Origin of the sequence: Azospirillum oleiclasticum, from assembly GCF_013423485.1 — a bacterium.
GTDB classification, from domain to species: domain Bacteria; phylum Pseudomonadota; class Alphaproteobacteria; order Azospirillales; family Azospirillaceae; genus Azospirillum; species Azospirillum oleiclasticum.
Genome location: NZ_JABFFR010000019.1, coordinates 13,940 through 37,939, shown reverse-complemented (window position 1 = coordinate 37,939; position 24,000 = coordinate 13,940). Strand labels below are relative to the sequence as shown.

General features: G+C 69.4%; 29 protein-coding genes. 12 read left to right on the top strand and 17 right to left on the bottom strand.

The genetic code is table 11. The features are described from left to right. Positions 1 to 21: 21 nt before the first annotated feature. From HL658_RS19080 to HL658_RS19055, 6 genes are all read left to right on the top strand, one after another. On the top strand, positions 22 to 237 hold the full coding sequence (locus tag HL658_RS19080) for a type II toxin-antitoxin system PrlF family antitoxin (protein WP_180284121.1): 216 nt from the start codon (positions 22 to 24) through the stop codon (positions 235 to 237). Continuing rightward, the gene (locus HL658_RS19075) at positions 224 to 595 is read left to right on the top strand and encodes a type II toxin-antitoxin system PemK/MazF family toxin (RefSeq protein ID WP_180284122.1); all 372 of its coding nucleotides are present in this window, start codon (positions 224 to 226) and stop codon (positions 593 to 595) included. The genes HL658_RS19080 and HL658_RS19075 overlap by 14 nt, the downstream gene beginning before the upstream one ends. Before the next feature lie 194 nt (positions 596 to 789). Further along, positions 790 to 2,511 (top strand): 2-oxoacid:acceptor oxidoreductase subunit alpha, encoded by a 1,722-nt coding sequence (locus HL658_RS19070; protein ID WP_180284123.1) that lies wholly within the window; start codon positions 790 to 792, stop codon positions 2,509 to 2,511. A gap of 23 nt (positions 2,512 to 2,534) precedes the next feature. Continuing rightward, positions 2,535 to 3,377: a 2-oxoacid:ferredoxin oxidoreductase subunit beta gene (locus HL658_RS19065; protein WP_180284124.1), complete on the top strand. Its 843-nt coding sequence runs from the start codon at positions 2,535 to 2,537 to the stop codon at positions 3,375 to 3,377. Further along, positions 3,374 to 3,907: a ferritin-like domain-containing protein gene (locus HL658_RS19060; RefSeq protein ID WP_180284125.1), complete on the top strand. Its 534-nt coding sequence runs from the start codon at positions 3,374 to 3,376 to the stop codon at positions 3,905 to 3,907. Before HL658_RS19065 ends, HL658_RS19060 begins: the two co-directional genes overlap by 4 nt. Before the next feature lie 95 nt (positions 3,908 to 4,002). Further along, positions 4,003 to 4,200 (top strand): DUF1289 domain-containing protein, encoded by a 198-nt coding sequence (locus HL658_RS19055; protein WP_180284126.1) that lies wholly within the window; start codon positions 4,003 to 4,005, stop codon positions 4,198 to 4,200. A 9-nt stretch (positions 4,201 to 4,209) separates the two neighbouring features. Here HL658_RS19055 and HL658_RS19050 read toward each other — a convergent pair whose 3' ends face one another. From HL658_RS19050 to HL658_RS19040, 3 genes are all read right to left on the bottom strand, one after another. Continuing rightward, positions 4,210 to 4,419: a hypothetical protein gene (locus tag HL658_RS19050; RefSeq protein ID WP_180284127.1), complete on the bottom strand. Its 210-nt coding sequence runs from the start codon at positions 4,417 to 4,419 to the stop codon at positions 4,210 to 4,212. Between the two features lie 109 nt (positions 4,420 to 4,528). After that, complete coding sequence (locus tag HL658_RS19045; protein WP_246337715.1) at positions 4,529 to 5,626, bottom strand: COX15/CtaA family protein; 1,098 nt, start codon at positions 5,624 to 5,626, stop codon at positions 4,529 to 4,531. 121 nt (positions 5,627 to 5,747) lie between these two features. Next, positions 5,748 to 6,503 (bottom strand): TerC family protein, encoded by a 756-nt coding sequence (locus HL658_RS19040; RefSeq protein WP_180284129.1) that lies wholly within the window; start codon positions 6,501 to 6,503, stop codon positions 5,748 to 5,750. Positions 6,504 to 6,796: 293 nt separating this feature from the next. Between HL658_RS19040 and HL658_RS19035 the strand changes: the two genes are divergently transcribed. Next, positions 6,797 to 7,663 carry a GntR family transcriptional regulator gene (locus HL658_RS19035; protein ID WP_180284130.1) on the top strand — a complete coding sequence of 289 codons (867 nt, stop codon included), beginning with the start codon at positions 6,797 to 6,799 and terminating at the stop codon, positions 7,661 to 7,663. Positions 7,664 to 7,675: 12 nt separating this feature from the next. On the opposite strand, the gene HL658_RS19030 is transcribed toward HL658_RS19035, so the two are convergent. Together HL658_RS19030 and HL658_RS19025 are read right to left on the bottom strand one after the other, a co-directional pair. Next, positions 7,676 to 8,272, bottom strand: coding sequence for a Uma2 family endonuclease (locus tag HL658_RS19030; protein ID WP_180284131.1), 597 nt, complete (start codon positions 8,270 to 8,272; stop codon positions 7,676 to 7,678). Positions 8,273 to 8,336: 64 nt separating this feature from the next. Continuing rightward, positions 8,337 to 8,600, bottom strand: coding sequence for an usg protein (locus HL658_RS19025; RefSeq protein ID WP_180284132.1), 264 nt, complete (start codon positions 8,598 to 8,600; stop codon positions 8,337 to 8,339). Positions 8,601 to 8,896: 296 nt separating this feature from the next. Between HL658_RS19025 and groES the strand changes: the two genes are divergently transcribed. The 5 genes from groES to HL658_RS19000 all read left to right on the top strand — a co-directional run bounded on the left by groES (position 8,897) and on the right by HL658_RS19000 (position 12,888). Then, on the top strand, positions 8,897 to 9,187 hold the full coding sequence (gene groES, locus HL658_RS19020) for a co-chaperone GroES (protein ID WP_180284133.1): 291 nt from the start codon (positions 8,897 to 8,899) through the stop codon (positions 9,185 to 9,187). 52 nt (positions 9,188 to 9,239) lie between these two features. Then, entirely contained in the window at positions 9,240 to 10,883 is a 1,644-nt protein-coding gene (gene groL, locus HL658_RS19015; protein WP_180284134.1) for a chaperonin GroEL, read from the top strand. A gap of 148 nt (positions 10,884 to 11,031) precedes the next feature. After that, positions 11,032 to 11,259 (top strand): type II toxin-antitoxin system VapB family antitoxin, encoded by a 228-nt coding sequence (gene vapB, locus HL658_RS19010; RefSeq protein WP_180284135.1) that lies wholly within the window; start codon positions 11,032 to 11,034, stop codon positions 11,257 to 11,259. Between the two features lies 1 nt (position 11,260). After that, the gene (gene vapC / locus HL658_RS19005; protein ID WP_180284136.1) at positions 11,261 to 11,674 is read left to right on the top strand and encodes a tRNA(fMet)-specific endonuclease VapC; all 414 of its coding nucleotides are present in this window, start codon (positions 11,261 to 11,263) and stop codon (positions 11,672 to 11,674) included. Then, the gene (locus tag HL658_RS19000; RefSeq protein ID WP_180284137.1) at positions 11,671 to 12,888 is read left to right on the top strand and encodes a BaiN/RdsA family NAD(P)/FAD-dependent oxidoreductase; all 1,218 of its coding nucleotides are present in this window, start codon (positions 11,671 to 11,673) and stop codon (positions 12,886 to 12,888) included. Before vapC ends, HL658_RS19000 begins: the two co-directional genes overlap by 4 nt. A gap of 7 nt (positions 12,889 to 12,895) precedes the next feature. Here the strand turns inward: HL658_RS19000 and HL658_RS18995 are convergent, their stop codons facing one another. From HL658_RS18995 to sfsA, 12 genes are all read right to left on the bottom strand, one after another. Beyond that, entirely contained in the window at positions 12,896 to 13,303 is a 408-nt protein-coding gene (locus HL658_RS18995) for a response regulator (RefSeq protein ID WP_180284138.1), read from the bottom strand. A 404-nt stretch (positions 13,304 to 13,707) separates the two neighbouring features. Continuing rightward, on the bottom strand, positions 13,708 to 16,107 hold the full coding sequence (gene pheT / locus HL658_RS18990; protein WP_180284139.1) for a phenylalanine--tRNA ligase subunit beta: 2,400 nt from the start codon (positions 16,105 to 16,107) through the stop codon (positions 13,708 to 13,710). Between the two features lie 74 nt (positions 16,108 to 16,181). After that, positions 16,182 to 16,475: a DUF2442 domain-containing protein gene (locus tag HL658_RS18985; RefSeq protein ID WP_180284140.1), complete on the bottom strand. Its 294-nt coding sequence runs from the start codon at positions 16,473 to 16,475 to the stop codon at positions 16,182 to 16,184. 7 nt (positions 16,476 to 16,482) lie between these two features. Then, positions 16,483 to 16,731: a DUF4160 domain-containing protein gene (locus HL658_RS18980; protein WP_180284141.1), complete on the bottom strand. Its 249-nt coding sequence runs from the start codon at positions 16,729 to 16,731 to the stop codon at positions 16,483 to 16,485. 5 nt (positions 16,732 to 16,736) lie between these two features. Continuing rightward, entirely contained in the window at positions 16,737 to 17,804 is a 1,068-nt protein-coding gene (gene pheS, locus HL658_RS18975) for a phenylalanine--tRNA ligase subunit alpha (protein ID WP_180284142.1), read from the bottom strand. 89 nt (positions 17,805 to 17,893) lie between these two features. Continuing rightward, on the bottom strand, positions 17,894 to 18,262 hold the full coding sequence (gene rplT, locus HL658_RS18970) for a 50S ribosomal protein L20 (protein ID WP_180284143.1): 369 nt from the start codon (positions 18,260 to 18,262) through the stop codon (positions 17,894 to 17,896). Between the two features lie 17 nt (positions 18,263 to 18,279). Continuing rightward, complete coding sequence (gene rpmI / locus HL658_RS18965) at positions 18,280 to 18,480, bottom strand: 50S ribosomal protein L35 (protein ID WP_180284144.1); 201 nt, start codon at positions 18,478 to 18,480, stop codon at positions 18,280 to 18,282. A 121-nt stretch (positions 18,481 to 18,601) separates the two neighbouring features. Continuing rightward, complete coding sequence (locus HL658_RS18960; protein WP_180284145.1) at positions 18,602 to 19,531, bottom strand: restriction endonuclease; 930 nt, start codon at positions 19,529 to 19,531, stop codon at positions 18,602 to 18,604. Between the two features lie 87 nt (positions 19,532 to 19,618). Next, on the bottom strand, positions 19,619 to 20,410 hold the full coding sequence (gene radC, locus HL658_RS18955; RefSeq protein ID WP_180284146.1) for a RadC family protein: 792 nt from the start codon (positions 20,408 to 20,410) through the stop codon (positions 19,619 to 19,621). 60 nt (positions 20,411 to 20,470) lie between these two features. Then, positions 20,471 to 22,333 (bottom strand): hypothetical protein, encoded by a 1,863-nt coding sequence (locus tag HL658_RS18950; RefSeq protein ID WP_180284147.1) that lies wholly within the window; start codon positions 22,331 to 22,333, stop codon positions 20,471 to 20,473. 31 nt (positions 22,334 to 22,364) lie between these two features. After that, entirely contained in the window at positions 22,365 to 23,186 is an 822-nt protein-coding gene (gene map, locus HL658_RS18945) for a type I methionyl aminopeptidase (protein WP_180284148.1), read from the bottom strand. 37 nt (positions 23,187 to 23,223) lie between these two features. Then, complete coding sequence (gene sfsA, locus HL658_RS18940; RefSeq protein ID WP_180284149.1) at positions 23,224 to 23,940, bottom strand: DNA/RNA nuclease SfsA; 717 nt, start codon at positions 23,938 to 23,940, stop codon at positions 23,224 to 23,226. Positions 23,941 to 24,000: the final 60 nt, after the last annotated feature.

The window sequence follows — 24,000 nt, the reverse complement described above, 5'->3', positions numbered from 1 at the left end:
GTTCCTTACCTGGAGATGGCCGTGATCACCAGCAGGCTCACGAGCAAGGCGCAGACGACGATTCCCCAGCCGGTTCGGGCGGCCCTCGGGCTGCGCGAAGGGGATGACATCGCCTATGCCATCGAAGATGGCCGTGTCATTCTCACCCGTGTGGCCGACCGCACGGTCGATGACCCGTTCCACACATTCACGGAGTGGGACTCGGACGCGGATCGGGCGGCCTATGCCGACCTTTGAGGTGTGGGATATCGTCAAGGTCCCCTTTCCGTACGCCGACCGGCCGGTGCGGCAGCGGCGGCCGGCCCTCGTCGTGACCGCCGATGACGTGCAGGCCAATCATTCCCTCATTTGGGTGCTGATGATTACCAGCGCCGACAACCGTGGCTGGCCTGACGATGTGGCCGTGAGCGATCATGAGGCCGCCGGCCTGCCAGTTCCGTCGGTTGTCCGAACCGCGAAGATCGCCGTGATCGACTCCCGCGACGCGGAACGTCTGGGTGCGCTTTCAACATCCGATCGGATCGACGTCGCCACGTGTCTTGGGCGGCACATGGCAACTGTCCTGCGGTGCCCGCTGGATCCCCGGTCGCACTGACAACCCGCACATCCCCTCCCACCAAAGCACCACAACCGGCACCCAAGCCCTGCGGCGATTCGCGATCTTCTCGCAGTCGCGTCTTGCGCCAGATCATGCCGTCCCATCGCGGGGGCGGGTAGCGTCGGGGTCAAGCCGGGGCTGCCCGGCGCTCCCGTGTCCGGTTTGGACGCTTCAGCGAGGGAATGCCTGGGATGGCGGTGGATTCGGTCACGATTGCCCTGGTGGGCAGCGGCGGCGCCGGTGTGATGACGGCGGGGCAGATGCTGCTCGACGCTGCGGCGCAGGTCGGGTGGTACGGTTTGATGTCGCGGTCCTCCGGCCCGCAGATCCGCGGGGGCGAGGCGGCGGCGCTGGTGCGCCTGTCGCCGAAACCGGTGGAAGGTCCGGGCGACCGTTTCGACCTGATCATCGCCTTCGACTGGCAGAATGTCGAACGCTTCGCGGCCGAGCTGCCGATGACGGCGGAGAGCGTGATCGTCACCGACCCCTCGCAGGGCGACGTGCCGGCGGTTCTGGCGGCCAGCGGTGCCCGGATCATCGAGCTGCCGATCAAGGAGCTGGCCGGCAAGATCCCCGGCGGGCGCGTCAACATGGTCGGGCTGGGCGCGGTCGCCTCCATCGTCGGGCTGCCGCGGGCCGGCGTCGATGCGGTGATCGACAAGGCGCTGGGCAAGAAGGGCGAGGGTGCCGTGAAGGCGTCCGCCGCCGGCATCGACGCCGGGGCGAAGGAAGTGGCCGGCTGGGGCCTGGGTCTGGAGCTGACCGCCCCCGAGGCGCGCACCGGCATCCGCTGGAACATTTCCGGCAACGAGGCGGCGGGCTTCGGCGCCTTGAAGGCGGGCGTGAAGTTCTGCGCCGCCTATCCCATCACCCCGGCCACCGAGATCCTGGAGTGGCTGGCCCCGAACCTCGCGCGCACCGGCGGCTTGCTGGTACAGGCGGAGGACGAGCTGGCCTCCATCAACATGATCGTCGGCGCCTCCTTCGGCGGCGTGCCCTCGATCACCGCCACCGCCGGCCCCGGCCTGTCGCTGATGACCGAGGCGCTGGGCCTCGCGGTGGCGTCGGAGACGCCGGTCGTGGTGGTGGACGTGATGCGCGGCGGCCCCTCGACCGGCATCCCCACCAAGTCCGAGCAGTCGGACCTGAACATCGCGGTCAACGGCCTGCACGGCGACGCGCCGCATCTGGTGGTCGCCCCGACCTCCATCGCCGACTGCCTGTTCACCACCCAGTGGGCGGTGCATCTGGCGGAAGCCCTGCAGACCGCCTGCATCGTGCTGTCCGACCAGTCCATGGGCCAGTCGCGCGCCGTGGTGGACAAGCCGGCCGACCAGCCCTTCAAGGCGCAGCGCCTGCTGGCCGACGGGCTGGACAGCGGCGAGCTGTTCAAGCGCTACGCCGTGACCGGCAGCGGCGTGTCCCCGACCGCCATCCCCGGCATGCCGGGCGGCGAGCACACCGCGGACGGGCTGGAGCATTCCGAGCGCGGCCTGCCCTCCAGCCAGTCCTCCGACCACCACAAGCAGCTCGACAAGCGGCTGCGCAAGCTGGTCGGCCACGACTACGGCATCCATTGGGCCGACATCGAGGGTGACGGCGACGTGGCGGTGCTGACCTGGGGCTCGGCCACCGGCCCGGCGCGCGAGGCGGTGGCCCGGCTGACCGCCGCCGGCCACAAGGTCCGTCTGGTGTCGCTGCGCCTGCTGTCCCCGGTGAAGCCGGAGCTGGTCGCGGAGGCGCTGAAGGGCGTGTCCCGCGTGCTGGTGGTGGAGCAGACCCACGGGGCGCAGTTCCACAAGCACATCCGCGCCCATGTCGACCTGCCCGGCACGGTGAGCGTGCTGAGCCAGCCCGGCCCGCTGCCGATCCGCGCCCGCGACGTGCAGCAGGCCCTCGCCTCCATCCTCTGACCCGCCGGGAGACGCAGGGAATCATGGACACCCATCTGGTCGAAGAGGTCGCCGCCCTCACCCCCGGCGACTACAAGTCCGACGTCAAGCCGATCTGGTGCCCCGGCTGCGGCGATTACTCGGTGCTGGCGGCGGTCACCCGCGCGCTGGCGAACATGGGGCTGGCCCGCCACAACACCGCGGTGGTGTCGGGCATCGGCTGCTCGTCGCGCATCCCCGCCTACACCAGCTGCTACGGCTTCCACGGCGTGCACGGCCGGTCGCTGGCGGCGGCCAGCGGGCTGAAGCTGGCGCGGCCGGATCTGACCGTGCTGGTCTTCGGCGGCGACGGCGACGGCTTCTCCATCGGCGGCAACCACTTCCTGCACGCCTGCCGGCGCAACGTGGACATGACCTATGTGGTCATGGACAACCAGGTCTACGGCATGACCAAGGGCCAGGCGTCCCCCACCACCGAGGCCGACTGGTGCGAGAGCAAGCTGACGCCGGAAGGGCCGGGCGTGAACCCGATCCAGCCGGTGTCGCTGGCTCTGGCCTGCGGCGCCAATTTCGTGGCCCGCGGCTTCTCCGGCGACCCGAACGAGGTGGCGCGGCTGATCGTGGAGGGGGTGCGGCACCCCGGCTTCTCGGTCATCCACGTGCTCAGCCCCTGCGTGACCTTCCGGCCGGAGCAGCGGGGCTGGAAGAGCACCGTGCACCCCTATGGCCGCCAGCCGACCGACGACCCGAACGAGGCGATGCGCGCAGTGCTGGAGGATGACGGTTTCGGGCTCGGCATCTTCCTGGCCGGCAACCGCCGCCCCTTCGCGCCGGCCGGCACGGCGGTCAAGACCATCCAGCAGATCGAGGAGGGCTTTGCCGTATGAAGACGACCATTCTCAGCGGCGCCACCAACGTCGGCCTGTTCCTCGCCCACGCGCTGGAGCTGGAGAACGAGGCGGCCGAGCGCTACGACGAGCTGGCCGACAGCATGGAGGCCCACAACAACCCGGACGTGGCGAAGCTCTTCCGCGAGCTGGGCGGCTATTCGCGCAAGCACGCGGCGGAGGTGAAGGAGATCGCGCGGACGCACGGCGCGATCCCCAAGGTCGCCCCGTGGGAGTTCCAGTGGGACGGCAACAACGAGTCGCCGGAGGCCGCGGCCTGGGAGAACACCCACTATCTGATGCAGGCGCACCACGCGCTGAAGCTGGCGCTGATCGGTGAGGTGCAGGGCAACCGCTACTACGCCTCCGTCGCCGCGGAGACCAAGGACCCGGAGGTCGCCCGCCTCGCCCGCGACTTCGCGGAGGAGGAGGCCGGTCACGTCGCGATCATCAAGACGTGGCTGGAGCGCTACCCGCTGCCGAAGGAAGGCTGGGACGACGATCCCGATCCGCCGAACATCTCGGACTGACGGCCGGGCTGGCTTCGACCATCTGGCTTCGGGGGCTCGGCTTTGACTATGGTGTCCGCGGGCGGCGCATCGGCCGTCCGTCCGGATGCCGCAAGATGCCCGTCGTCGACGATTATGTTCCCAGCCCCTGCGTGCGGCTCTGCACGCTCGATCCCCGCACCGACATCTGCCTCGGCTGTCTGAGGACGCTGGACGAGATCAAGGCGTGGGGTGGGCTGGATCCCGACGGACGTCGGGCCGTGCTGGCCCGGCTGGAGGAACGCCGGGCCGCGCGGCGGCGGCCCGGTGTCTGAAACGACCGCTCACGCCGCCTTGGTGACGGTCAGGCCCATGGCGGCCAGCGACGCCCGAAAGTCGGCGAACTTGCGGGTGTAGCGGCTGCGGTACTGCTCGAAATCGGCGGCGATCGCGGCCTGCGGATCGCTGCCCTTGGCGAACTCCTCGACCCGGTACTGGTTCTCCGCCCGGTACAGCGCCATGGCGCCGGCGGTCAGGATCTCTTCCGTGGTCATGCTGGGTCAGTCCTCGCTGGGGTTATGTTTCCCAACAGTTTAGACCCAGCGGGGCGGTGCGGCAAGGACTCTGCTGCGTTGCAACACAAACGTCATCGGAGCGGCAGGGTTACCGACTTTGCATGCCGCCCGCCCGCTCCGCACCTTGCCCCACGGGTTTCAGCGTGTGGCGCAGCCAGACCAGCATGGTGATCACCACCAGCGCCCCCGCCTGGTGCGCCGCCGCCACCGGGATCCACACCACCGTCAGCAGCGTGGTGATGCCGAGCGCGATCTGCACGAGGATCGCCGCGGCCAGGCCGTCGGCGATCGCCGCGGCGTTGCCGGGCAGCCGCGCGGCGCGCACCCGCGCCCACAGCGCCAGCACGACGATGCCGGTGCCGACCGCGAGCACGCGGTGGATGAACTGCACCGCGGCGGTGTTCTCGAACGGATTCAGCCACCAGGGTGCGAGGGTGGCGATCTCCGGCGGGATCCAGTGCCCGTTCATCAGCGGGAAGCTGTTGTAGGCGAAACCGGCGTTGATCCCGGCCACGAAGGCGCCCCACACCACGGTGACCGCCACCATCCCCAGCGCCCAGCCCGTATGGCGCCGCAGCCGCGCCGCCTCCGGCCGCCAGCCCGCCAACGGCGCCGGGTCGAGCAGGCCGAGCGCCACCGCCACCAGCAGGGCATAAATGACCAGCGCGGTGCCGAGATGCAGCGCCAGCCGGTAATGGCTGACGTCCGGCGCGTCGGCCAGCCCGCTCAGCACCATGAACCAGCCGATCACGCCCTGCAGCCCGCCCAGCAGGAACAGGCCCACCAGCCTGGGCATCAGCGTGCGCGGAATCTGCCCACGCACCCAGAACCACAGGAAGGGGAACAGGAAGGCCGCGCCGATCAGATGGCCCCACAGGCGGTGGAACCATTCCCAGAAGAAGATGGTCTTGAACGCCTCCAGGCTCATCCCGCTGTTCATGATCCGGTATTCCGGAGTCTCGCGGTAGAGCGCGAACACCCGGTCCCACTCCGCCGCGGTCATCGGCGGCAGCACGCCGATCAGCGGCTTCCATTCGACCATGGACAGGCCGGATTCGGTCAGGCGCGTGATGGCGCCGATCACCGCCATGGCGAACACCATGCCGGCACAGAACAGCAGCCAGTGGGCGATCGGGCGGACGGAGGGGCGGGCCGGCAGGTCCGCGGCGTAGGCGAGGGAGGTCAAGGCGGCGACCATTTGCACAGGGATGTTTTATCGCTGCAACATGGTGCCTCCGGTCGCCGCCGTCAAAGGGAAGCCGTCGCGGACGGGGCGGGTGCCGGTTGTGCACCCGCCCCGCTGCCGGTCAGCGCGCTTCCTCGGCGGAATAGGCCACTTCCAGCGCCGGCTCCGGCTCCGCCGTGACCGCTTCGGCCCGCGCCACGACGCCGTCGGCCACCCGCATGGCCCGGATCGCCAGCAGCCCCACCGACACCACGCCCACCGCGCCGAAATAGGGAGCGGCCATGTACAGCGTCGGGTGGCTGTGCGACAGCCAGTCGTGCAGCAGCGGGTCGGACACGATCACCTCGCCGGCGATGAAGCCGAGCAGAGCGGCGCCAACCGTCACCAGCATGGGGAAGCGTTCGATCAGCTTCAGCACGATGGTGCTGCCGAAGACGATCAGCGGGATGCTGATGCTCAGCCCCAGCACCAGCAGGATCAGGTCGCCCTTGGCCGCGGCGGCGATGGCGATGACGTTGTCCAGGCTCATCACCGCGTCGGCGATGACGATGGTCTTGATCGCCTCCATCAACGAGTTGCCCCCCGCCACCGCGTGCTCCTCGTCGTCCGGCACCAGCAGCTTGTAGGCGATCCACAGCAGGAGAAGCCCGCCGATCAGCTTCAGCAGCGGCACCTGGAGCAGATAGACGATGAAGACGGTGAAAACGATGCGCAGCACCACCGCGGGTGCGGTGCCCAGGATGATGCCCAGCTTCTGCTGGTGCGGCGGCAGGGAGCGGCACGCCAGCGCGATCACCACCGCGTTGTCCCCGCTCAACAGGATGTTGATCCAGATGATCTGCACCAGTGCCATGGCGAATTCGCCTTGCATGGTCATGGCAGTCTCCTTCCCGGACCGGCGGCGGCGCCGGTCTTCGTTCTTCGGCCGTATGGCGGCCGGTGGGTTTCGGTGGACGGTCGGTGCGTGCTGTTCGCGGCGCCGGTGCCCGGTCGCCGCACGGCGGCACGGCCGCGATGATGCCCAACGATTTATCACGCTGACCGCTGGTATGCAATATATTACGCACCACGCACCAAATGCCACTTTGGCCACGGCCCATTGAAGGGATGCGTCGTTGGTCCTATGATCGGTGTTGGGAACATCTTTGCGGAAGGTTTCGGCGCATGGGGATGACCGGGAGTCGTGGGCTTCCCGTGCCGTTGCGCGCGGGGGACGGGGCGGCACGGCGGTCGCCCGCGCCGGCGAGCCTGCGCCCTCTGGAGCGCGCGCCCAGCCTGACCGACGCGGTGGCCGAGCGGTTGCGCGGGATGATCGTCGATGGGACACTGGCCCCCGGTGCCGCGCTGACCGAGGCGTCGCTGGCCGACACGCTGCGGGTCAGCAAGACCCCGGTGCGCGAGGCCCTTGCGCTGTTGAAGGCGGAGGGTCTGGTCACCATCGCGCCGCACCGCGGCACCTTCGTCTTCCAGCCCTCACCCGACGAGATCGAGCCGATCTGCGCCCATTGGGCGACGCTGGCGGTGGCGGCGCTGCGCGCGACGGCCGTCAACGACCCGCACGGCGCCGCGACGGCTCTGCGCGGGGTGCGGGAACGGCTGGCGGCGGCACGCGACGCCATGGACGCGGCGGCCTTCGCCTGCGCGGAGGCGGACCTGCACGCGGCGTTGTTCGCGTGTTGCGGCAACCCCTTCCTGGGCGACGCTTACCGGCTGGTTGCGGCGAAGATCCTGGCGATCCGCATCGCCGCGCCGGAACCGGCCGCAGCGCTTCCCGCGGCCGACGCGGAGCTTCACGCCCTGGCGGTGGACCTGACGGCCGGCCGCGTCGACGCGGCGTCGGCCCGGCTGGAGGCGCGGATCCGGGCGATCGCCCGGCATCTGGGGGCGGCCCTGGCCGCACCGGCCAAGGCCCCCATCGGCCACTTCGGCGCCATGCTGCTGGGCTGGGAGGCCTTGACCGAGGAATCGCTGCTGCTGGTGCTCGACGAGATGCCGACGCTGCTGGCCCTGCTGCCGAAGGCTGTCCTGTTGAACTGACCGGGGCTCCGATCAGTCGCTTTCCGCGTCCTCGTCTGTTTCGATCTCCACGTCGCGGTAGAGGTCGGCAAGGCGCAGTTCCAGGTCGAGGCTCTCCAGCATCACCTTGGCGTCGATCCCGATGGCGAGGATCGTCAGCCAGCGGTCGCCGTCAAGCCGGCGGAGCAGTTCGACGAAGGCGCGACCCTGATCGATGAGCAGGATTTCCCGGAGGCTGGAAATCGAACGGTAATCCGGGACCTTGATCCGGCGGTCGGTGGATTCGGTGCTCGGCGACAGCACCTCCGCGATCAACAGGGGCTGTTCGATGAGGATCCGCCCGCGGGCCGGCGGCGTGCAGGTCACCACCACGTCCGCGTGGTAGCAGCGGTCGCGGGCACCGGGGCGGGTGATCGCGCCCTCCGCGACGACGCGGCAGGGTGGCCGTTTCGACAATGTGGGGCGCAGCGACGCGCCGAGGTTCATCACCAATGTGCCGTGCGGCTCCGTCGCCGGAGCCATCATCACGACCTCGCCGGCGATCAACTCATAGCGGCGGTCGTCGCCACTGTCCCACAGCAGGAACTCGTCGAGCGTCATGCGAAGGCCGGCCTTGCGTGCCCGATCCATGCCCCAGCTCCCTTCCGGCTGACACGGAAGGGAGCATAGCATGGACGGAGGTGCGCCGCCCCGCTCAGTTCCAGCGGAACTCCGCCGCCGCGACGCGCAGTTCGACGGGGGTGATGAGTGGCTGGGTCGCCAGCTTCACCGAATGCAGCTTGCCGTCCAGGTTCCGCTCCCAATAGTCGAGGAACTTGCGGAGGACCGGGTATTGCGGGGCCAGATCCATGTCCTGCCACAGGAAGCTCTGCAGCAGCGCCGGATGGTCCGGCAGGTGATAGAGGATTTCCGCCGTGGTCAGGCGGTAGTCGCGAAGCTGGAGATCCAGTGAGGCCATGCGTGCTCTCCATTGCGGTGGAAGCCGGTGATCGAGTCCTCGCGTCGGTGTCGTGACCGTTTGTGGTCAGTGTGCCGCGACGTGGATACGCTCCGCAACGGATTTTTGTTCCTTTTCAAGAGCTTAGCAGCAGGTTCCGACGAGTGCTGCCACGAAATGTCGCATCCGCCCCGTCTCCCCCCTTGATTCCGGAACCGGCATGCATTAGCTAGCTGGCACTCACCGGGGGTGAGTGCTAACAAGCCGCTCCCACCGGGCATTGTTTAATAAGCCTTATCGCTGAGGAGGCAAGCACCATGAAGTTCCGTCCGCTGCACGACCGCGTCGTCGTCAAGCGTCTGGAGTCCGACACCAAGACCAAGGGCGGGATCATCATCCCCGACACGGCGAAGGAGAAGCCCCAGGAGGGCCAGATCATCGCCGTGGGTCCGGGTGCCCGCGACGAGAGCGGCAAGCTGGTCGCTCTGGACGTGAAGGCCGGCGACCGCGTTCTGTTCGGCAAGTGGTCGGGCACCGAGGTGAAGATCGAGGGTGAGGATTTCCTGATCATGAAGGAATCCGACATCATGGGCGTCATCGAAGGCTGACGACCTCTCTCTCTTTTCCTGAACGCCAATCAAGACACAGGGGTATCGTTCCATGGCTGCCAAGGAAGTGAAGTTCGGCGCGACGGCGCGCGAGAAGATGCTGCGCGGCGTCGACATCCTCGCCGACGCGGTGAAGGTCACGCTGGGTCCGAAGGGCCGCAACGTCGTCATCGAGAAGTCGTTCGGCGCGCCGCGCATCACCAAGGACGGCGTCACCGTCGCCAAGGAGATCGAGCTTTCCGACAAGTTCGAGAACATGGGCGCGCAGATGGTGCGCGAGGTCGCGTCGAAGACGAACGACCTGGCCGGTGACGGCACCACCACCGCGACCGTGCTGGCCCAGGCCATCGTCCGCGAGGGCGTGAAGTCGGTGGCCGCCGGCATGAACCCGATGGACCTGAAGCGCGGCATCGACGTCGCGGTCGAGACCGTCGTGGCCGACATCCGCAGCCGCGCCAAGAAGGTCACGACCAACGACGAGATCGCCCAGGTCGGCACCATCTCGGCCAACGGCGAGGTCGAGATCGGCAAGATGATCGCCCAGGCGATGGAGAAGGTCGGCAACGAGGGCGTCATCACGGTGGAAGAGGCGAAGAGCCTCGAGACCGAGCTGGACGTCGTCGAGGGCATGCAGTTCGACCGCGGCTACCTCAGCCCGTACTTCATCACCAACGCCGACAAGATGATCGCGGACCTCGAGAGCCCGTTCATCCTGCTGCACGAGAAGAAGCTGTCGGGTCTGCAGGCCCTGCTGCCGGTCCTCGAGGCCGTCGTGCAGTCCTCGCGCCCGCTGCTGATCGTGGCCGAGGACGTCGAGGGCGAGGCGCTGGCGACGCTGGTCGTCAACAAGCTGCGGGGCGGCCTGAAGGTCGCGGCGGTGAAGGCCCCGGGCTTCGGTGATCGTCGCAAGGCGATGCTGGAGGACATGGCGATCCTGACCGGCGGTCAGGTGATCAGCGAAGACCTCGGCATCAAGCTCGAGAACGTCACCATCGACATGCTGGGCACCGCCAAGAAGGTCGTGATCTCCAAGGAGAACACCACGATCGTCGACGGCGCCGGCACGGGTGAGGACATCCAGGCCCGCATCACCCAGATCAAGGCGCAGATCGAGGAGACCACCTCGGACTACGACCGCGAGAAGCTCCAGGAGCGTCTGGCGAAGCTGGCCGGCGGCGTGGCCGTCATCCGCGTCGGCGGTGCGACCGAGGTCGAGGTGAAGGAGCGCAAGGACCGCGTTGACGACGCGATGCACGCCACCCGCGCCGCGGTGGAAGAGGGCATCGTCGCCGGCGGCGGCTCGGCCCTGCTCTTCGCGTCGAAGGCTCTGGCCGGCCTGAAGCCGATCAACGACGAGCAGCGCGTCGGCATCGAGATCGTCCGCCGCGCCCTGCAGGCGCCGGTCCGTCAGATCGCCTACAACGCCGGCACCGACGGCTCGATCGTGGTGGGCAAGCTGCTCGACGCGAACGACCCGACCTACGGCTACGACGCCCAGGCCGGTGAGTTCACCGACATGGTGAAGGCCGGCATCATCGACCCGGTGAAGGTGGTCCGCACCGCCCTGCAGGACGCCGCCTCGATCGCCGGCCTGCTGATCACCACCGAGGCGATGGTCGCCGAGAAGCCCGAGAAGAAGGCCCCGCCGGCGATGCCGGGCGGCGGCATGGGCGGCATGGGCGACATGGACTTCTAAAGTACGTCGCACCACGACGCACAGCTCTTCAGGAAAGGGGCGCCTCCGAGAGGGGGCGCCCTTTTTTCGTTGCGGCGATGAGTGGACGCGCCTTGACCAGGCGCCGGTAGGGATATACAACTGGGATATCCCACCCGGAGCCCTCACCATGCCCACCCGCACCGCGCTGTTCCAGTCCAACCGCTCGCAGGCCGTGCGTCTGCCGCGTGACGTGGCCTTTCCCGAGGGAGTGCGTGACGTGGCCATCCTGCGCGACGGAAAGCGGCGGGTGATCGTGCCGGCCGACAGCCTGTGGGACGATTTCTTCGACCGTCCGGGTGTTGCGGACTTTCCGGATCGGGACCAGCCCGGCGCGCAGGAGCGCGAGGGTCTCTGACGTGTTGCGCTACATGCTGGACACCGACCTCTGCATCCGCGTGCTGCGCGACCGGCCGGCGGGTATTCGGGCACGATTCAACGCGGAAGCCGACGGGCTCTGCATCTCCGTCGTCACGCTGGGTGAACTGTTGCATGGCGCGGCACGCTCGAACCGACCGCTTGCCGTGCGCCGGGAGGTGGAGGATTTCGCGGCCCGGCTGGAGGTGCTGGCCTTCGGGGCCGACGCCGCCGGTCACTTCGCCGACATCCGCGCCGAGCTGGAGCGGCGCGGATCCGTGATCGGCGCGTACGACCTGATGATCGCGGGGCATGCCCGCAGCCGTGGCCTCATTGTCGTCACCGGCAACCTCCGCGAATTCCGGCGGGTCGATGGGGTGCGGTGCGAGGACTGGACGGGCGATCCCGCCCCATGACCGCCATCCCCGACCTCGCCGTCGTCGGCGCCGGGCCCGCCGGGCTGATCGCGGCGGAGCGGGTGGCCGCGGCCGGCCACTCCGTCCATGTGTTCGACCGGATGCCGGGGCCGGCGCGCAAGTTCCTGCTGGCGGGCAAGAGCGGGCTGAACATCACCCACGCCGAGCCGCCGGACATCTTCGCCGGGCGTTACGGCGAGCACGCCGGCTTCTTCCGCGACTGCCTTGCGGGCTTCTCCCCGGACGATCTGCGGGCCTGGGTGCATGGGCTGGGGGTGGAGACCTTCGTCGGCAGCAGCGGGCGGGTGTTTCCCGTCACCATGAAGGCGTCGGTGCTGGTGCGGGCGTGGTTGCGGCGGCTGGAGGGGTTGGGGGTGGTGCTGCGCCCGCGCCACCGCTGGACCGGCTGGGACGCTGACGGTGCGCTGCTCTTCGAGCGGCCGGATGGAAGCGCGCTCACCGTCCGGCCGCGGGCGACGCTGCTGGCGCTCGGCGGGGCGAGCTGGCCGCGCACCGGATCCGATGGTGCCTGGACCGGCATCCTGGCCGCGCGCGGCGTCGAACTGGCGCCCTTCCGCCCGAGCAACATGGGATTCGCGGTCGGTTGGAGCGACGTCTTCGCCGAACGCTTTGCCGGCCACCCCGTGAAGAGTGTCGTTCTCTCCTTCAACGAACGCCGATTGAAGGGGGAGTTCGTGATCACCCGCAGCGGCATCGAGGGCAGCGCCGTCTACGTCCTCAGCACCGCCCTGCGAGACGCGCTGGAGCGGGACGGGCACGCCAGCCTGACCCTGGATCTCAAACCCGACCTGACGGAGGAGGCGGTGCTCGACCGGCTTCGCAAGCGGCGGGCGGCGGATTCCATGACCAACGCGCTGCGCAAGACCCTGCGCCTTCCGGATGTGGCGATGGCCCTGCTGCGTGAAGGGACGGGGCCTGAGGTTTTCCGCGATCCTGTCCGGCTTGCGCGCAGCATCAAGGCGCTTGATCTGCCGCTCACCGCAAGCGCGCCGATCGACCGGGCCATTTCGTCGGCCGGGGGTGTCCGCTTCGCGGAGTTGGACGACAGGCTGATGCTGAGGCGGTTGCCCGGCATGTTTGTGGCGGGGGAGATGCTGGACTGGGAAGCGCCGACCGGCGGCTATCTGCTTCAGGGCTGCTTCGCCACGGGAGTCCGGGCCGCCGAGGGGATCCTGGCCCGGCTGGCGGAATAGGCCCCGGTCACCGCCGGATCAGCGATTCCACCGCGTCGCGCAGCGGCCCGACCTGCACCGGCTTGTGCAGCAGGCGGCAGTGCATGGCCTCCGCCTCGCTCCGCCGGTCCGGGGCGGTGTCGCCGGTCAGGATGATGGCCGGCACCTCCGTCCCGGCGTGGCGCCGCACCATCTCCACCGCCTGCAGGCCGGTGCCGCCCGCCGGCAGGAAATGGTCGGCGATCACCAGCCCCGCTTGGCTCGTGGCACCGGGAAGGCGCTTGGCCAGCTCCTCCAGCGTCAGGGAGCGCAGGACGCTGAACCCCCAGCTTTCCAGGAGGATCGACAGCCCTTCCACGATCGATGCGTCGTCATCGACCACGACGACCAGCGGGGACGCGGCCTGGGAGGGAACAGGATCCTTTCGATCCGGCATCGGCTGCCCCTCGTTGCCGGCCGTTGCCATGGCCGAAACCGTTCCGCGGCTTCCCGTTTCGGCGCGCGGTACCGTGAAGCTTTGCACGTGTCCCATCACCGCTCCTAGAGACGTGGCTGAAAACGAAGCGGTTGCCGCATCCGCCGGGCTTAAGTCTGAAGAGATCTGCGACATTTCGTCGCATGCTTCACAATTCGACGGCCAACCTGAGCTTTGACTTTGGCAGATTTCAATAATGAAATGTCTTTGATTCCCTTTCCCGCGCTGCACTTAGGGTTTAGCCGAATACGTTCTTCGCCTCAATTCGCCTGAAGCTCATATGATCGTATTCTGTTCTGTGGTTATAGCGCGGCAAGGCTCAAGGTGCCGGCGATAGGATTCGCCGGCACCTTTTTTGGCCGAGTTCAGGAGCGCAATGTTGCGCCCGTAGCCTTTGCAACAGCGGCGATCAGACGCTGACCAAGAGAGTCGATATCGTCTTCCGTAAGCGTACGATCGGTCGGCTGAATGGTGACCGAGATCGCCACGCTCTTCCGGCCCGCCTCCACCCGATCGCCCGTGTACACATCAAACACGCGGATATCCTTCACCAGCACCTTGTCGGCGCCTTTGGCCGCCCGTACCAGCCGGTCCACCTCGATCCCCGCATCGACCAGGAACGCGAAGTCGCGCTCGATCGGCTGGAAGGGAGAGAGTTGGAGCAGCGGGCGCGCCGTGCCGCCCTTCTTCTTGGGCAGCGGCACCGCGTCCACGAACAGCTCGAAGGCGACCATCGGTCCCTCCACCTTCAGCGTCTCCAGGATCGCCGGGTGGATCTCGCCGAAGCGCCCCATCACCGTCGGTCCGAGCCGCAGGCAGCCGGACCGGCCGGGGTGGTACCAGGCCGGGGCGTCGGTGCTGACCTGAAGGTTGGCCGTGGGGGCTCCCAACGCCTCCAGAAGCCCCAGCGCGTCGGCCTTGGCGTCGTAGACATCCACGGCCCGCGTCTTCTCCGCCCAGTGGCGCGGCACGGCGCGGCCGGCGCGCACGCCAGCGGCAACTTGATCCTGCCCGGTGGGCGACGGGTCGCGGAAGGCGGGGCCGACCTCGAACAGAGCCACGTCGGGGTAACCGCGGTCGGCGTTGCGCCCCGCGGCCTGGATCAGGTTGGGCAGGACCGACGGGCGCATCACCGTCAGGTCGGCGCTGATCGGGTTGACGAGGCGCAGAGCCTCGCCGCCACCGCCGAACGCCTCGGCGACGCCGGGGGCGAGGAAGGACCAGGTCACCGCCTCGCTCATGCCGCGCGCCGCCAGCAACCGCTTGGCGGTGCCGGTGCGGCGCTGCTTCAGGGTCAGGGCGGGCTTGGTCATGGCGGTCAGGCGGGGCAGGGGGGTGGCGGGGATGGCGTCGAAGCCCTTCACCCGCAGCACCTCCTCCACCAGGTCCGCCTCCCCATGGATGTCGGCGCGCCAGGAGGGCGGAACCACCGACAGGGTGCCATGCTCCTGCGGGGCCAGGGTGCAGCCCAGCGCCGTCAGGATGCGCTCCTGCTCCTCGGCCGGCACCGGCACGCCGCCCAGCGTGGCGCAGCGGTCGAGCCGCAGGGTCAGGCTGCGCCGCCAGTCCGGTTCCGCCCCGGCCACCACCAGTTCCGACGCCTCGCCGCCGCAGAGATCCAGGATCAGGCGGGTGGCGCGCTCGGCACCCTCGATCACCGCGGCCGGGTCGATGCCGCGCTCGTTGCGGTAGCGGGCGTCGCTCTCGATGCCGAGCCGGCGGCCGGTGCGGGCGATCAGCGTCGGGTCGAGCAGCGCCGCTTCCAGGAAGACGTTGACCGTCCCTTCGGTGCAGCCGGTCGCCTCCCCGCCGACGATGCCGGCGATGCTTTCCGCCCGCTCGTGATCGGCGATCACCAGCACCGCGGGGTCGAGCGTGTAGTCCTTGCCGTTCAGCGCCTTCAGCGTCTCGCCCTCGCGCGCGAAGCGGGCGACGATGCCGCCGCGCACCTTGTCGGCGTCGAAGACGTGCAGCGGCCGGGCGTTGTCGAAGGTCAGCAGGTTGGTGATGTCTACCAGCGCGGAGATCGGGCGCAGCCCGATCGCCAGCAGCCGGTCCTGCAGCCACCTGGGGCTCGGCCCGTTGCGCACGCCGCGGATGGTGCGGCCGACGAACATGCGGCAGGCGTCCGGCGCCTCGATGGTCACGCCGATCGGGCTGGGGAAGCCGCCCGGCACGGGATCGGCGGCCAACGGCTTCAGGGTGCCGAGCCCGGCGGCGGCGAGGTCGCGGGCGATGCCGCGCACGCCGGCGCAATCGGCGCGGTCGGGCGTCAGGCTGATGTCGATGACCGGGTCGTTCAGGCCCAGCCAGTCCGCGTAGGAGGCGCCGACCGGCGCGTGGTCGGGCAGCTCGATGATGCCGTTGTGCTCGTCGGACAGCTTCAACTCGCGTTCCGAGCACAGCATGCCCCGGGACTCCACCCCGCGGATGGTGCCGACCTTCAGGTCGACCCCGGTGCCCGGCACATGGGTGCCCGGCGGGGCGAAGACGCCGCGCAGGCCGGTGCGGGCGTTGGGCGCGCCGCAGACCACCTGCACCGGATCCTTGCCGTCGCCCACATCCACCATGCAGACGCGCAGCTTGTCGGCGTTGGGGTGCTTTTCCGCCGAGACGACATGGGCGATGCGGAAGGCCGCCAGCTCCTTCGCCCGGTCCTCCACCCCCTCCACCTCCAGCCCGAGCATGGTCAGGCGCTCGACGATCACGTCGAGGGTGGCGTCGGTCTCCAGATGGTCCTTCAGCCAGGACAGCGTGAACTTCATCGTCGTTTCCTCTTGGCGATCATGAGCTGCGGCCGTCCTGGCCCAGGTTCAGCCCGATAACTCTCATGCGTGCGCTATTCGGCGGCGGCGGGGCGGGTGAGCGGGTTATCGTCCGGGTGGGCGTCGAACCAGAGGGCGTCGGCGTCCAGGTCGAGATCGCCGGGCCACACCAGTGAGCGTCCGCGCGGACCCACGCGGACGGCGGCGAAGACCGCCGGATCCTCCAGCGTGGCGAACACCCCCCCGGCGGCGATGACCGGAGCCATATCGAACCGCGTTTCCGCGCCACCGGCCCAGCGCAGCGTCACCGTGCGATCGGCGGGAGAGGCGATGGCGCTTTCGATCCTGTTCTTCAGCAATCCCGGCATGGCACCCTCACAGACGATCCGGAGCCACATGGCTGCGGCATTTGACCCAGTTCAGCGCCAGCGCACCCTGCCGATCCCTCGCCCAATCGATGGCGCGTCGGAGGATCCGCGATGGGACGTCCCCCTCGATCACCGCCAGATCGGCGATGCGGACCAGCGCTTCCCGATCGCCGTATTCCACATGGAAATGCGGGGGCTCATGATCGCGATAATACATGAGCACCCGGATTCCGTCGAATTCGGCGATGGTCGGCACCGGACCTACCCCACCAGCCCCCGCGCCAGGCTGGGCACGTCGAGCGGAACGAAGCCGTAATGCTTCAGCCAGCGCAGGTCGGCCTCGAAGAAGGTGCGGAGGTCGGGGATGCCGTATTTCAGCATGGCGATGCGCTCGATCCCCATGCCGAAGGCGAAGCCCTGGTACCGGGTGGAATCCACGCCGCAGGCTTCCAGCACGTTGGGGTGCACCATGCCGCAGCCGAGGATCTCCAGCCAGTCGCCGTAATTGCCGAGCTTCAGCTCGCCGCCCTTGCGGGAACAGCCGATGTCCACCTCCGCCGAAGGCTCGGTGAAGGGGAAGAAGCTGGGGCGGAAGCGCAGCGGCAGGTCGTCCACGTCGAAGAAGGCGCGGCAGAACTCCACGAGGCAGCCCTTCAGATGCCCCATGTTGGTCGCCTCGTCGATCACCAGCCCTTCCACCTGATGGAACATGGGCGTGTGCGTCATGTCGTAGTCGGAGCGGTAGGTGCGCCCCGGTGCGATGATGCGGATCGGCGGCTTGGCGGACAGCATGGTGCGCACCTGCACCGGGCTGGTGTGGGTGCGCAGCAGCATCTTCTTCTCGCCGGCGTCCGGCAGATAGAAGGTGTCGTGCATGTCGCGCGCCGGATGGCCGGGCGGGAAGTTCAGGGCCGTGAAGTTGTGGAAGTCGTCCTCGATGTCGGGACCTTCCGCCACGGTGAAGCCCATCTCGGCGAAGATGGCGGTCAGCTCGTCGATGGTCTGGCTGATCGGGTGGATGCGCCCCTCCGTCTCCGGGCGGACGGGGAGCGTCACGTCCAGGCGCTCCGCCTCCAGCCGGCGGGCGAGATGGGCCTTGGCCAGCTCGGCCTTGCGGCCGTCCAGCGCCGCCGCGATCTCGTCCTTCAGGCGGTTCAGCGCCGCCCCGCGCTCGCGGCGCTCGTCGGGGGACAGGCCGCCCAGCTCCTTCATCAGGCCGGTGATGCGGCCCTTCTTGCCGAGAGCCGCGACCCGCAGCTCCTCCAGCGCCTCGAGGTCGGCGGCGGCGGTCACCTGGGTCAGCAGCTCGGTCTTCAGCGCGTCCAGCATGGCATCCTCGTAGAACGAAAAAAGGGAGCCGGCGCCCAGCGCGCGGCTCCCTTCTCGATGTCCGGCGTCGATGACCCGCGGAACGCGGATCAGGCGGCCTTCGCGGTGAGAGCGGCCTGGGCCTTGTCGACCAGGGCCTTGAACGCGTCGGGCTCGCGGGCCGCGAGGTCGGCCAGCACCTTGCGGTCGATCTCGATCCCGGCCAGCTTCACGCCGTTGATGAACTTGGAGTAGGTCAGCCCGTGCTGGCGCACGCCGGCGTTGATGCGCTGGATCCACAGACCGCGGAAATCGCGCTTCTTGTTGCGGCGGTCGCGGTAGGCGTAGCGAAGCGCCTTCTCGACCTTCTCCAGGGCGATCCGGTAGTTCGTCGAGCCGCGGCTGCGGTAGCCCTTGGCGAGCTTGAGGATCTTGCGATGACGGGCGTGGGTGGTGACGCCCCGCTTGACACGTGCCATGGATTAAACCTCCGGTCTCAGGCGTTGCGCAGCCAGTTCTTCAGGATGATGCGGGCGTCCGCATCACAGAGCGTCGTCATGCCGCGGGCGTTCCGCTTCATGTTCGGGCTCTTGTGCTCCAGGCAGTGGCGCTTGAAGGCGGCCTGCGCGCGAACCTTGCCGGATGCGGTCACCTTGAAACGCTTCTTGGCGCCGCTCTTCGTCTTGAGCTTGGGCATTTTCGATCCTCTGTCGGGGTGTCGAACCACGGACGGGTGGGCATGCCCCGGGTGTACCCCGGCCTCGCCGTCCGTTAGAGCGCGGTGTTATACGCGCGCCCCGCGCGTCGCGCAAGGGCGTCTACGCGTCGAAGAACTCCTCGTCCAGCGTCTTGATGTGCAGTGTCTCCTCGACCCGGCAGCCGACGCCGTGGCGGATCAGCAGGTGGGCGAGCTGGGTGCCGTCGATGAGGACGAGGCGCTTGCTCAGCATCTCGGCCGTCTCCCGCGCCGACTGGGTGAAGGCCGAGGTGGTGACGAACAGGCCCTTGCTGGCCTTGTAGCGGTCCAGGCTGCCGAAGAAGTCGCGGATGGCACCGGACCCGACGCTGTTGCCCTCGGCGTAGCGCTTGGCCTGGACATAGATGCGATCCAGCCCCAGCGGGTCCTGGTCGATCACCCCGTCCACGCCCCCATCGCCGCTGCCGCCCACCAGCGCCCGGTCGATGTCGGCGACCGACCCGCCATAGCCCATGGCGATCAGCAGCCGCACCACCACCCGCTCGAAGAAGGCGGGCCGCGCCGCACGGATGCGCTGGAGCAAATCGTCGGCCAGCGCCGCCTCGAGCTGGCGGTGGGCGTTGCGCATCACCTCGTCGGGGGTCAGGACGGCCTCCACCGACAGGCTCGCGGTCGGGGCCGGGGTGCCGGCCTCCCTGGCGGCCTCGGCCTCGGCGTCGCGGAAGCGCTGGAACTCGGGGAAGCGGGACAGGAAGCGAATGTCGATGCGCTCCGGCGGGGCGGCCAGCACCTCCCGCCCGCGCGGGCTGGCGCGATAGTGGGCGCGCCGCGTCCGCTCCACCAGTCCGGCCTTGCCCAGATAGGCGATGGCCCAATGGATGCGGTTGGCGAAGGTCGTCTGCCGCCCGGACGGCAGCAGATGCGTGCGCTCCTCCGCCGTCAGCCCGACGGCATCGGCCAGCCGCTCCACGCAGTCGGAGGTGCGGATCTCCCCCTCCGCCGTCAGGCGCAGCACGGGGAGCATCAGGGTCTGGAAATCGGGGATCGCCATTCTGCCGCCAATTCGGGTTGGGATCGGCATGATGGGGTAACTCGTACCGGTTCCACAACCACGAACGCGCTCACCAAAAAGGGCCCGCTACAGCAACCCCATACCCTTGAAGCTGGAATGCTTGCCCTTGCCGACGATGATGTGGTCGTGGAGGATCACGCCCACCGCCTGGGCGGCGCGGCCGATCTCCTTGGTCATGTCGATGTCGGCGCGGCTGGGGGTCGGGTCGCCGCTGGGGTGGTTGTGCACCAGAATCAGCGCCGAGGCGCCCAGCTCCAGCGCGCGCTTGACCACTTCCCGCGGGTAGACGGGGGTGTGGTCGATGGTGCCGCGCTGCTGCACCTCGTCGGCGATCAGCGCGTTCTTGCGGTCCAGGAACAGCAGGCGGAACTGCTCCACCGGCTCGTGCGCCATGGCGACGGTCAGATAGTCGATGAGGGCGTTCCAGCTCGACAGCACCGGCTTCTTCATCACCTCCGCCTTCATGGCGCGGGTGGCGGCGGCGGCGACCACGCGCAGTGAGGCGACGGCGAAGTCGGAATCCATGGAGACCGCGCCGACCTTGACCCGGCGCAGCTTTTCCGTTGGCGCGTTGAAGACCTGCCAGAGGCCGCCGAAGGTGGCCAGCAGCTCCTTGGCCAGCGGCTTCACGTCGCGCCGCAGGATGCCGTTGCACAGCACCAGCTCCAGCAGCTCGTAATCCTGCAGGGCGCCCGGCCCGCCCTCCAGCAGCCGTTGCTGGAGCCGGCGGCGGTGCCCGGCGTGCGGCGATTCCTCGCCGCGGGAGGACGCCGCGGCGGGCTCCAACGCCTCCAGCCCGGGCAGGGGCGCCTCCGCCAGATCCTTGGGCGCGCGTTTCCTGGGTTTGGCCGCAGCCATGGGGCGTACGCTCCGATCGCACACGATGGTGTGCACTGTAGAGCGTGGGCGCCCTCAATCCTAGGGGGCAATCGCGACCGGCCGCCAGCCGCCGTCGCTGTGCTCCAGCAGCCGGTGTCCTGCGGCCGGCGGTACGCCGAAGGCCTCCGCCTGCGCCGGGGTGGCGTCGAGGATGAGCACATGGGTGATCGTCGGGTCGGCGGCCAGCCGCGGGGCGATGGCCGCGGTGTCGCGCTTGTCCAGAACCTCGCCGCGGAAGGCGACGCGCAGCCCGCGGTCGTCGCGTCCGGCGCGCCACAGCTCGTAGCGCAGGATCACCGTGTGCAGGCCGCTCATCCCGTCCTCGATCACGGCGACGCGCGCCCCCTCCGGCAGCGTTTCGGACAGGGTGCGGCCGAGCGTCCGGATGTCCACATCGCGGGTGCGCACGAGCTGGGTCGGCATCGCCACCGTCAGCGCCGGCACGAGCAGCGCCAGCGCCGCGGCCGCCGCAACGCGCCACGGACCGGGCGACAGCGGGCGGAGCCGACCGGCGGTCAGCAGGGCCAGCCCGTGCACCGCGGCGACCCAGGCGAACAGCGACACCTGGATCGTGTAGCGCCAGAAGGAGGCGCCGCGCACCGCCTCCGCGTCCGAGAAGCCGGCGGCCAGATAGGTGAAGAACAGGAAGGCGATGTAGCCGGCGGCGACGGCCCCGGACAGCAGCGCCAGCCGGTCGAAAGGCGTGCGGCAGCGCCACAGCCCGCGCAGCCCCAGCAGTGCCACCGCCAGCAGCATCAGGTAGCAGTGCAGCGACTCCGCGATGGCGAAACGCCACATGCCGTGCAGGATGTCGGGGATCAGGTGGATGCGCCAGCGTTCCATGGGCAGGAAGGCGAACTCCTGCCCCGGCAGATTGTTCACCACGAACCAGCGCCAGACGAGATAGACCACCGCCGCCGGCCCCAGCAGCCAGGGCAGGCGGCGCAGCAGGTCCGCGGCGCGCAGCCGCGGGTCGCGCAGCGCCAGCAGCAGCGCCGCCCCGATCAGCAGCGCCAGCAGCACGAGGTTCACCTGCTTCAGGTTGACCAGCGCCGCCGCGGCGAACCCCGCCTGCCGCGCGAGCGCGACGGCGTCGGCCCTGTCGCCGTCACCGTCACGCAGGCTCTCCAGCATCCGCCAGACCAGCAGCCCGGTGGCGGCCAGTGCCACGGCGGTGGCGCTGTCGGCGACGCCGCTCACCATCGTGCTGCGGTGGAAGGCGGGGTTCAACGGGATGACCAGAAGCGCCCCGGCGGCGGCCAGCGCCCAACGCCCGGACCGGGTGGAGGCCCGGAGATCCGGGTTGCCGCGCAGGATCGCGTCGATGAGGAAGCCGGCCGCGGCGGCCAGCAGCACCACGTTGACCAGCGCCCCGGCCACCTCGACGTAATGCCCGGCCAGCCTGGACACCAGCCAGTCCCACAGCGACAGGCCGTAGGGGTAGGCCGGCCAGTGCGAGGTCGATTCCGGCATGCCGGCGGCGGGGAAGCCGTCGTACCGCAGCAGGTAGCCGTGGTTGACGAACCAGTGGCTGAAATCGTCCCAATGCGTCACGCCGGAGCCGGCGATGTAGAGGAACAGCGGCAGCAGCAGCACCGGCACCCGCCAGCGGCCGGGTGCGGCGAGGCTGCCGCCGGTCAGCGGCACCCAGGCCAGCGCCACCACCCCGGCCCCCATCAGCGCCAGGCCCGGCAGCGTCAGGCCGCCCGGCAGGAGCACGCCCCACAGCGTCAGCAGCCCGCCGCCCAGACCCCAGCCCACCACCGGGTCGGCGGGCGCGAAGCGGCGGCGCCCGCCCGCGGCGGCCCCCAGCGCGGTGAAGGCGGCGTAGCTGGCGAAGAGCGCGGCCAGTGCTGCGAGGCCGGCGAGGCCCGGCCACAGGGTGGGCGGAATTTCCCGCAAGATGGGCAGCGTCCTGTCGGCGCGTCGGGGGTCAGGCGTCGTCCGCCGCGGGGTAGGGGGGCTTGGTGTGGCCGGCCGGCGAGAGGGTGAAGATCTCGCAGCCGTCGGTGGTCACGCCGATGGAATGCTCGAACTGCGCCGACAGCGATTTGTCCCGGGTCACCGCGGTCCAACCGTCGCCCAGGATCTTCACGTCCTGCCGGCCGGCGTTGATCATCGGCTCGATGGTGAAGAACATGCCCTCGCGCAGCACCACGCCCTGGCCCGGCCGGCCGAAATGCAGCACCGACGGCGGCTCGTGGAACACCCGCCCCAGCCCGTGCCCGCAGAAATCGCGCACCACGGAAAAGCGGTGCGATTCGGCATAAACCTGGATGGCGTGGCCGATGTCGCCCAGCGTGGCCCCGGGGCGCACCTTGCGGATGCCGATCATCAGCGACTCGTAGGTCACATCGACCAGGCGCCGCGTCTCCTTCGCGATGGTGGTGCCGCACAGATACATGCGGCTGGTGTCGCCGTGCCAGTCGTCGAGGATCACGGTCACGTCGATGTTCAGCGCGTCGCCGTCGCGCAGCCGCTTGTCGCCGGGGATGCCGTGGCACACGACGTGGTTGACCGAGATGCAGGTCGCCTTGGGGTAGCCGCGGTAGCCGAGCGGGGCGGGGATGGCGCCATGGTCGCGGATGAAGCGCTCGCACAGCCGGTCCAGCTCGCCCGTGGTGATGCCCGGCTCGACATAGGGGGTGATGAAGTCGAGCGTCTCCGCCGCCAGCCGGCCGGCGCGGCGCATGCCCTCGAAATCCTCCGGCCCGTGCAGGCGGATGCGGTGGGAATCGAGGTCGGTGTGTTCCACGGTGTCAGCCTTCGTTCGACGGAATCCGATAAGCGCGTCAGGCGGCGGGACGCAGCGGCAACGGCCGATCCAATTCAATAGACTGCGGGGTCAGTTCGCAAGCCCAACACAACGCCTCCACCCCCGCGGCCCGTGCGCGGGCGAGGCCGGCGTCGTAGACGGGGTCGATGTCGGCGGCCACCCGGAAATGGTCGCAGTCGCCGCGCTGCACCAGATAGACCATGACTGCCCGCGCCCCGGCGGCGACCATGGCGGCCAGCTCCTCCAGATGCTTGGCGCCGCGCGCCGTCACGCAGTCCGGGAATTCGGCCGCGGGGCCGCAACCGCGGTCCGGCCGGCGCAGATGCACGTTCTTGACCTCGACATAGGCGGACGGCCGGGCGTCGTCCTCCAGCAGGATGTCGATGCGGGAATTGCGGCCGTACTTCACCTCGCGCCGCAGCCGGGCATAGCCCGCCAGCTCCGGGATGCGGCCGGCGGCGATGGCCTCGGCGACCAGCGCGTTGGGGTGGCCGGTGTTGACGCCGACCAGCCCGCCGTCGGCCTCCACGAGCTCCAGCGTCCAGGCGAGCTTGCGGGCGGGGTTGGACGATCGCGACAGCCACACCGGCAGGCCCGGCGCGTCCAGCCCCAGCATGCTGCCGGAATTGGGCACATGCGCGGTCACCACCTCCCCGCCGAGATCGACTTCGGCGAGGAAACGCTTGTAGCGGCGGACGAGGCGGCCGGGAACGAGCGGAGCGGGGAAGCGCATGATGGGCGGACCCTACCGCCGCGCATGGCCGGGCGGCAAGAGCGGGGGCGTGACTTTGGC

Coding starts and splice junctions, on each gene's coding strand:
- HL658_RS19075 (WP_180284122.1), top strand. CDS start 224: ATGCCGACCTTTGAGGTGTGGGATATCGTCAAGGTCCCCTTTCCGTAC.
- HL658_RS19070 (WP_180284123.1), top strand. CDS start 790: ATGGCGGTGGATTCGGTCACGATTGCCCTGGTGGGCAGCGGCGGCGCC.
- HL658_RS19065 (WP_180284124.1), top strand. CDS start 2,535: ATGGACACCCATCTGGTCGAAGAGGTCGCCGCCCTCACCCCCGGCGAC.
- HL658_RS19060 (WP_180284125.1), top strand. CDS start 3,374: ATGAAGACGACCATTCTCAGCGGCGCCACCAACGTCGGCCTGTTCCTC.
- HL658_RS19055 (WP_180284126.1), top strand. CDS start 4,003: ATGCCCGTCGTCGACGATTATGTTCCCAGCCCCTGCGTGCGGCTCTGC.
- HL658_RS19050 (WP_180284127.1), bottom strand. CDS start 4,419: ATGACCACGGAAGAGATCCTGACCGCCGGCGCCATGGCGCTGTACCGG.
- HL658_RS19040 (WP_180284129.1), bottom strand. CDS start 6,503: ATGACCATGCAAGGCGAATTCGCCATGGCACTGGTGCAGATCATCTGG.
- HL658_RS19035 (WP_180284130.1), top strand. CDS start 6,797: ATGACCGGGAGTCGTGGGCTTCCCGTGCCGTTGCGCGCGGGGGACGGG.
- HL658_RS19030 (WP_180284131.1), bottom strand. CDS start 8,272: ATGGATCGGGCACGCAAGGCCGGCCTTCGCATGACGCTCGACGAGTTC.
- HL658_RS19025 (WP_180284132.1), bottom strand. CDS start 8,600: ATGGCCTCACTGGATCTCCAGCTTCGCGACTACCGCCTGACCACGGCG.
- groES (WP_180284133.1), top strand. CDS start 8,897: ATGAAGTTCCGTCCGCTGCACGACCGCGTCGTCGTCAAGCGTCTGGAG.
- groL (WP_180284134.1), top strand. CDS start 9,240: ATGGCTGCCAAGGAAGTGAAGTTCGGCGCGACGGCGCGCGAGAAGATG.
- vapB (WP_180284135.1), top strand. CDS start 11,032: ATGCCCACCCGCACCGCGCTGTTCCAGTCCAACCGCTCGCAGGCCGTG.
- HL658_RS19000 (WP_180284137.1), top strand. CDS start 11,671: ATGACCGCCATCCCCGACCTCGCCGTCGTCGGCGCCGGGCCCGCCGGG.
- HL658_RS18995 (WP_180284138.1), bottom strand. CDS start 13,303: ATGCCGGATCGAAAGGATCCTGTTCCCTCCCAGGCCGCGTCCCCGCTG.
- pheT (WP_180284139.1), bottom strand. CDS start 16,107: ATGAAGTTCACGCTGTCCTGGCTGAAGGACCATCTGGAGACCGACGCC.
- HL658_RS18985 (WP_180284140.1), bottom strand. CDS start 16,475: ATGCCGGGATTGCTGAAGAACAGGATCGAAAGCGCCATCGCCTCTCCC.
- pheS (WP_180284142.1), bottom strand. CDS start 17,804: ATGCTGGACGCGCTGAAGACCGAGCTGCTGACCCAGGTGACCGCCGCC.
- rplT (WP_180284143.1), bottom strand. CDS start 18,262: ATGGCACGTGTCAAGCGGGGCGTCACCACCCACGCCCGTCATCGCAAG.
- rpmI (WP_180284144.1), bottom strand. CDS start 18,480: ATGCCCAAGCTCAAGACGAAGAGCGGCGCCAAGAAGCGTTTCAAGGTG.
- HL658_RS18960 (WP_180284145.1), bottom strand. CDS start 19,531: ATGGCGATCCCCGATTTCCAGACCCTGATGCTCCCCGTGCTGCGCCTG.
- radC (WP_180284146.1), bottom strand. CDS start 20,410: ATGGCTGCGGCCAAACCCAGGAAACGCGCGCCCAAGGATCTGGCGGAG.
- sfsA (WP_180284149.1), bottom strand. CDS start 23,940: ATGCGCTTCCCCGCTCCGCTCGTTCCCGGCCGCCTCGTCCGCCGCTAC.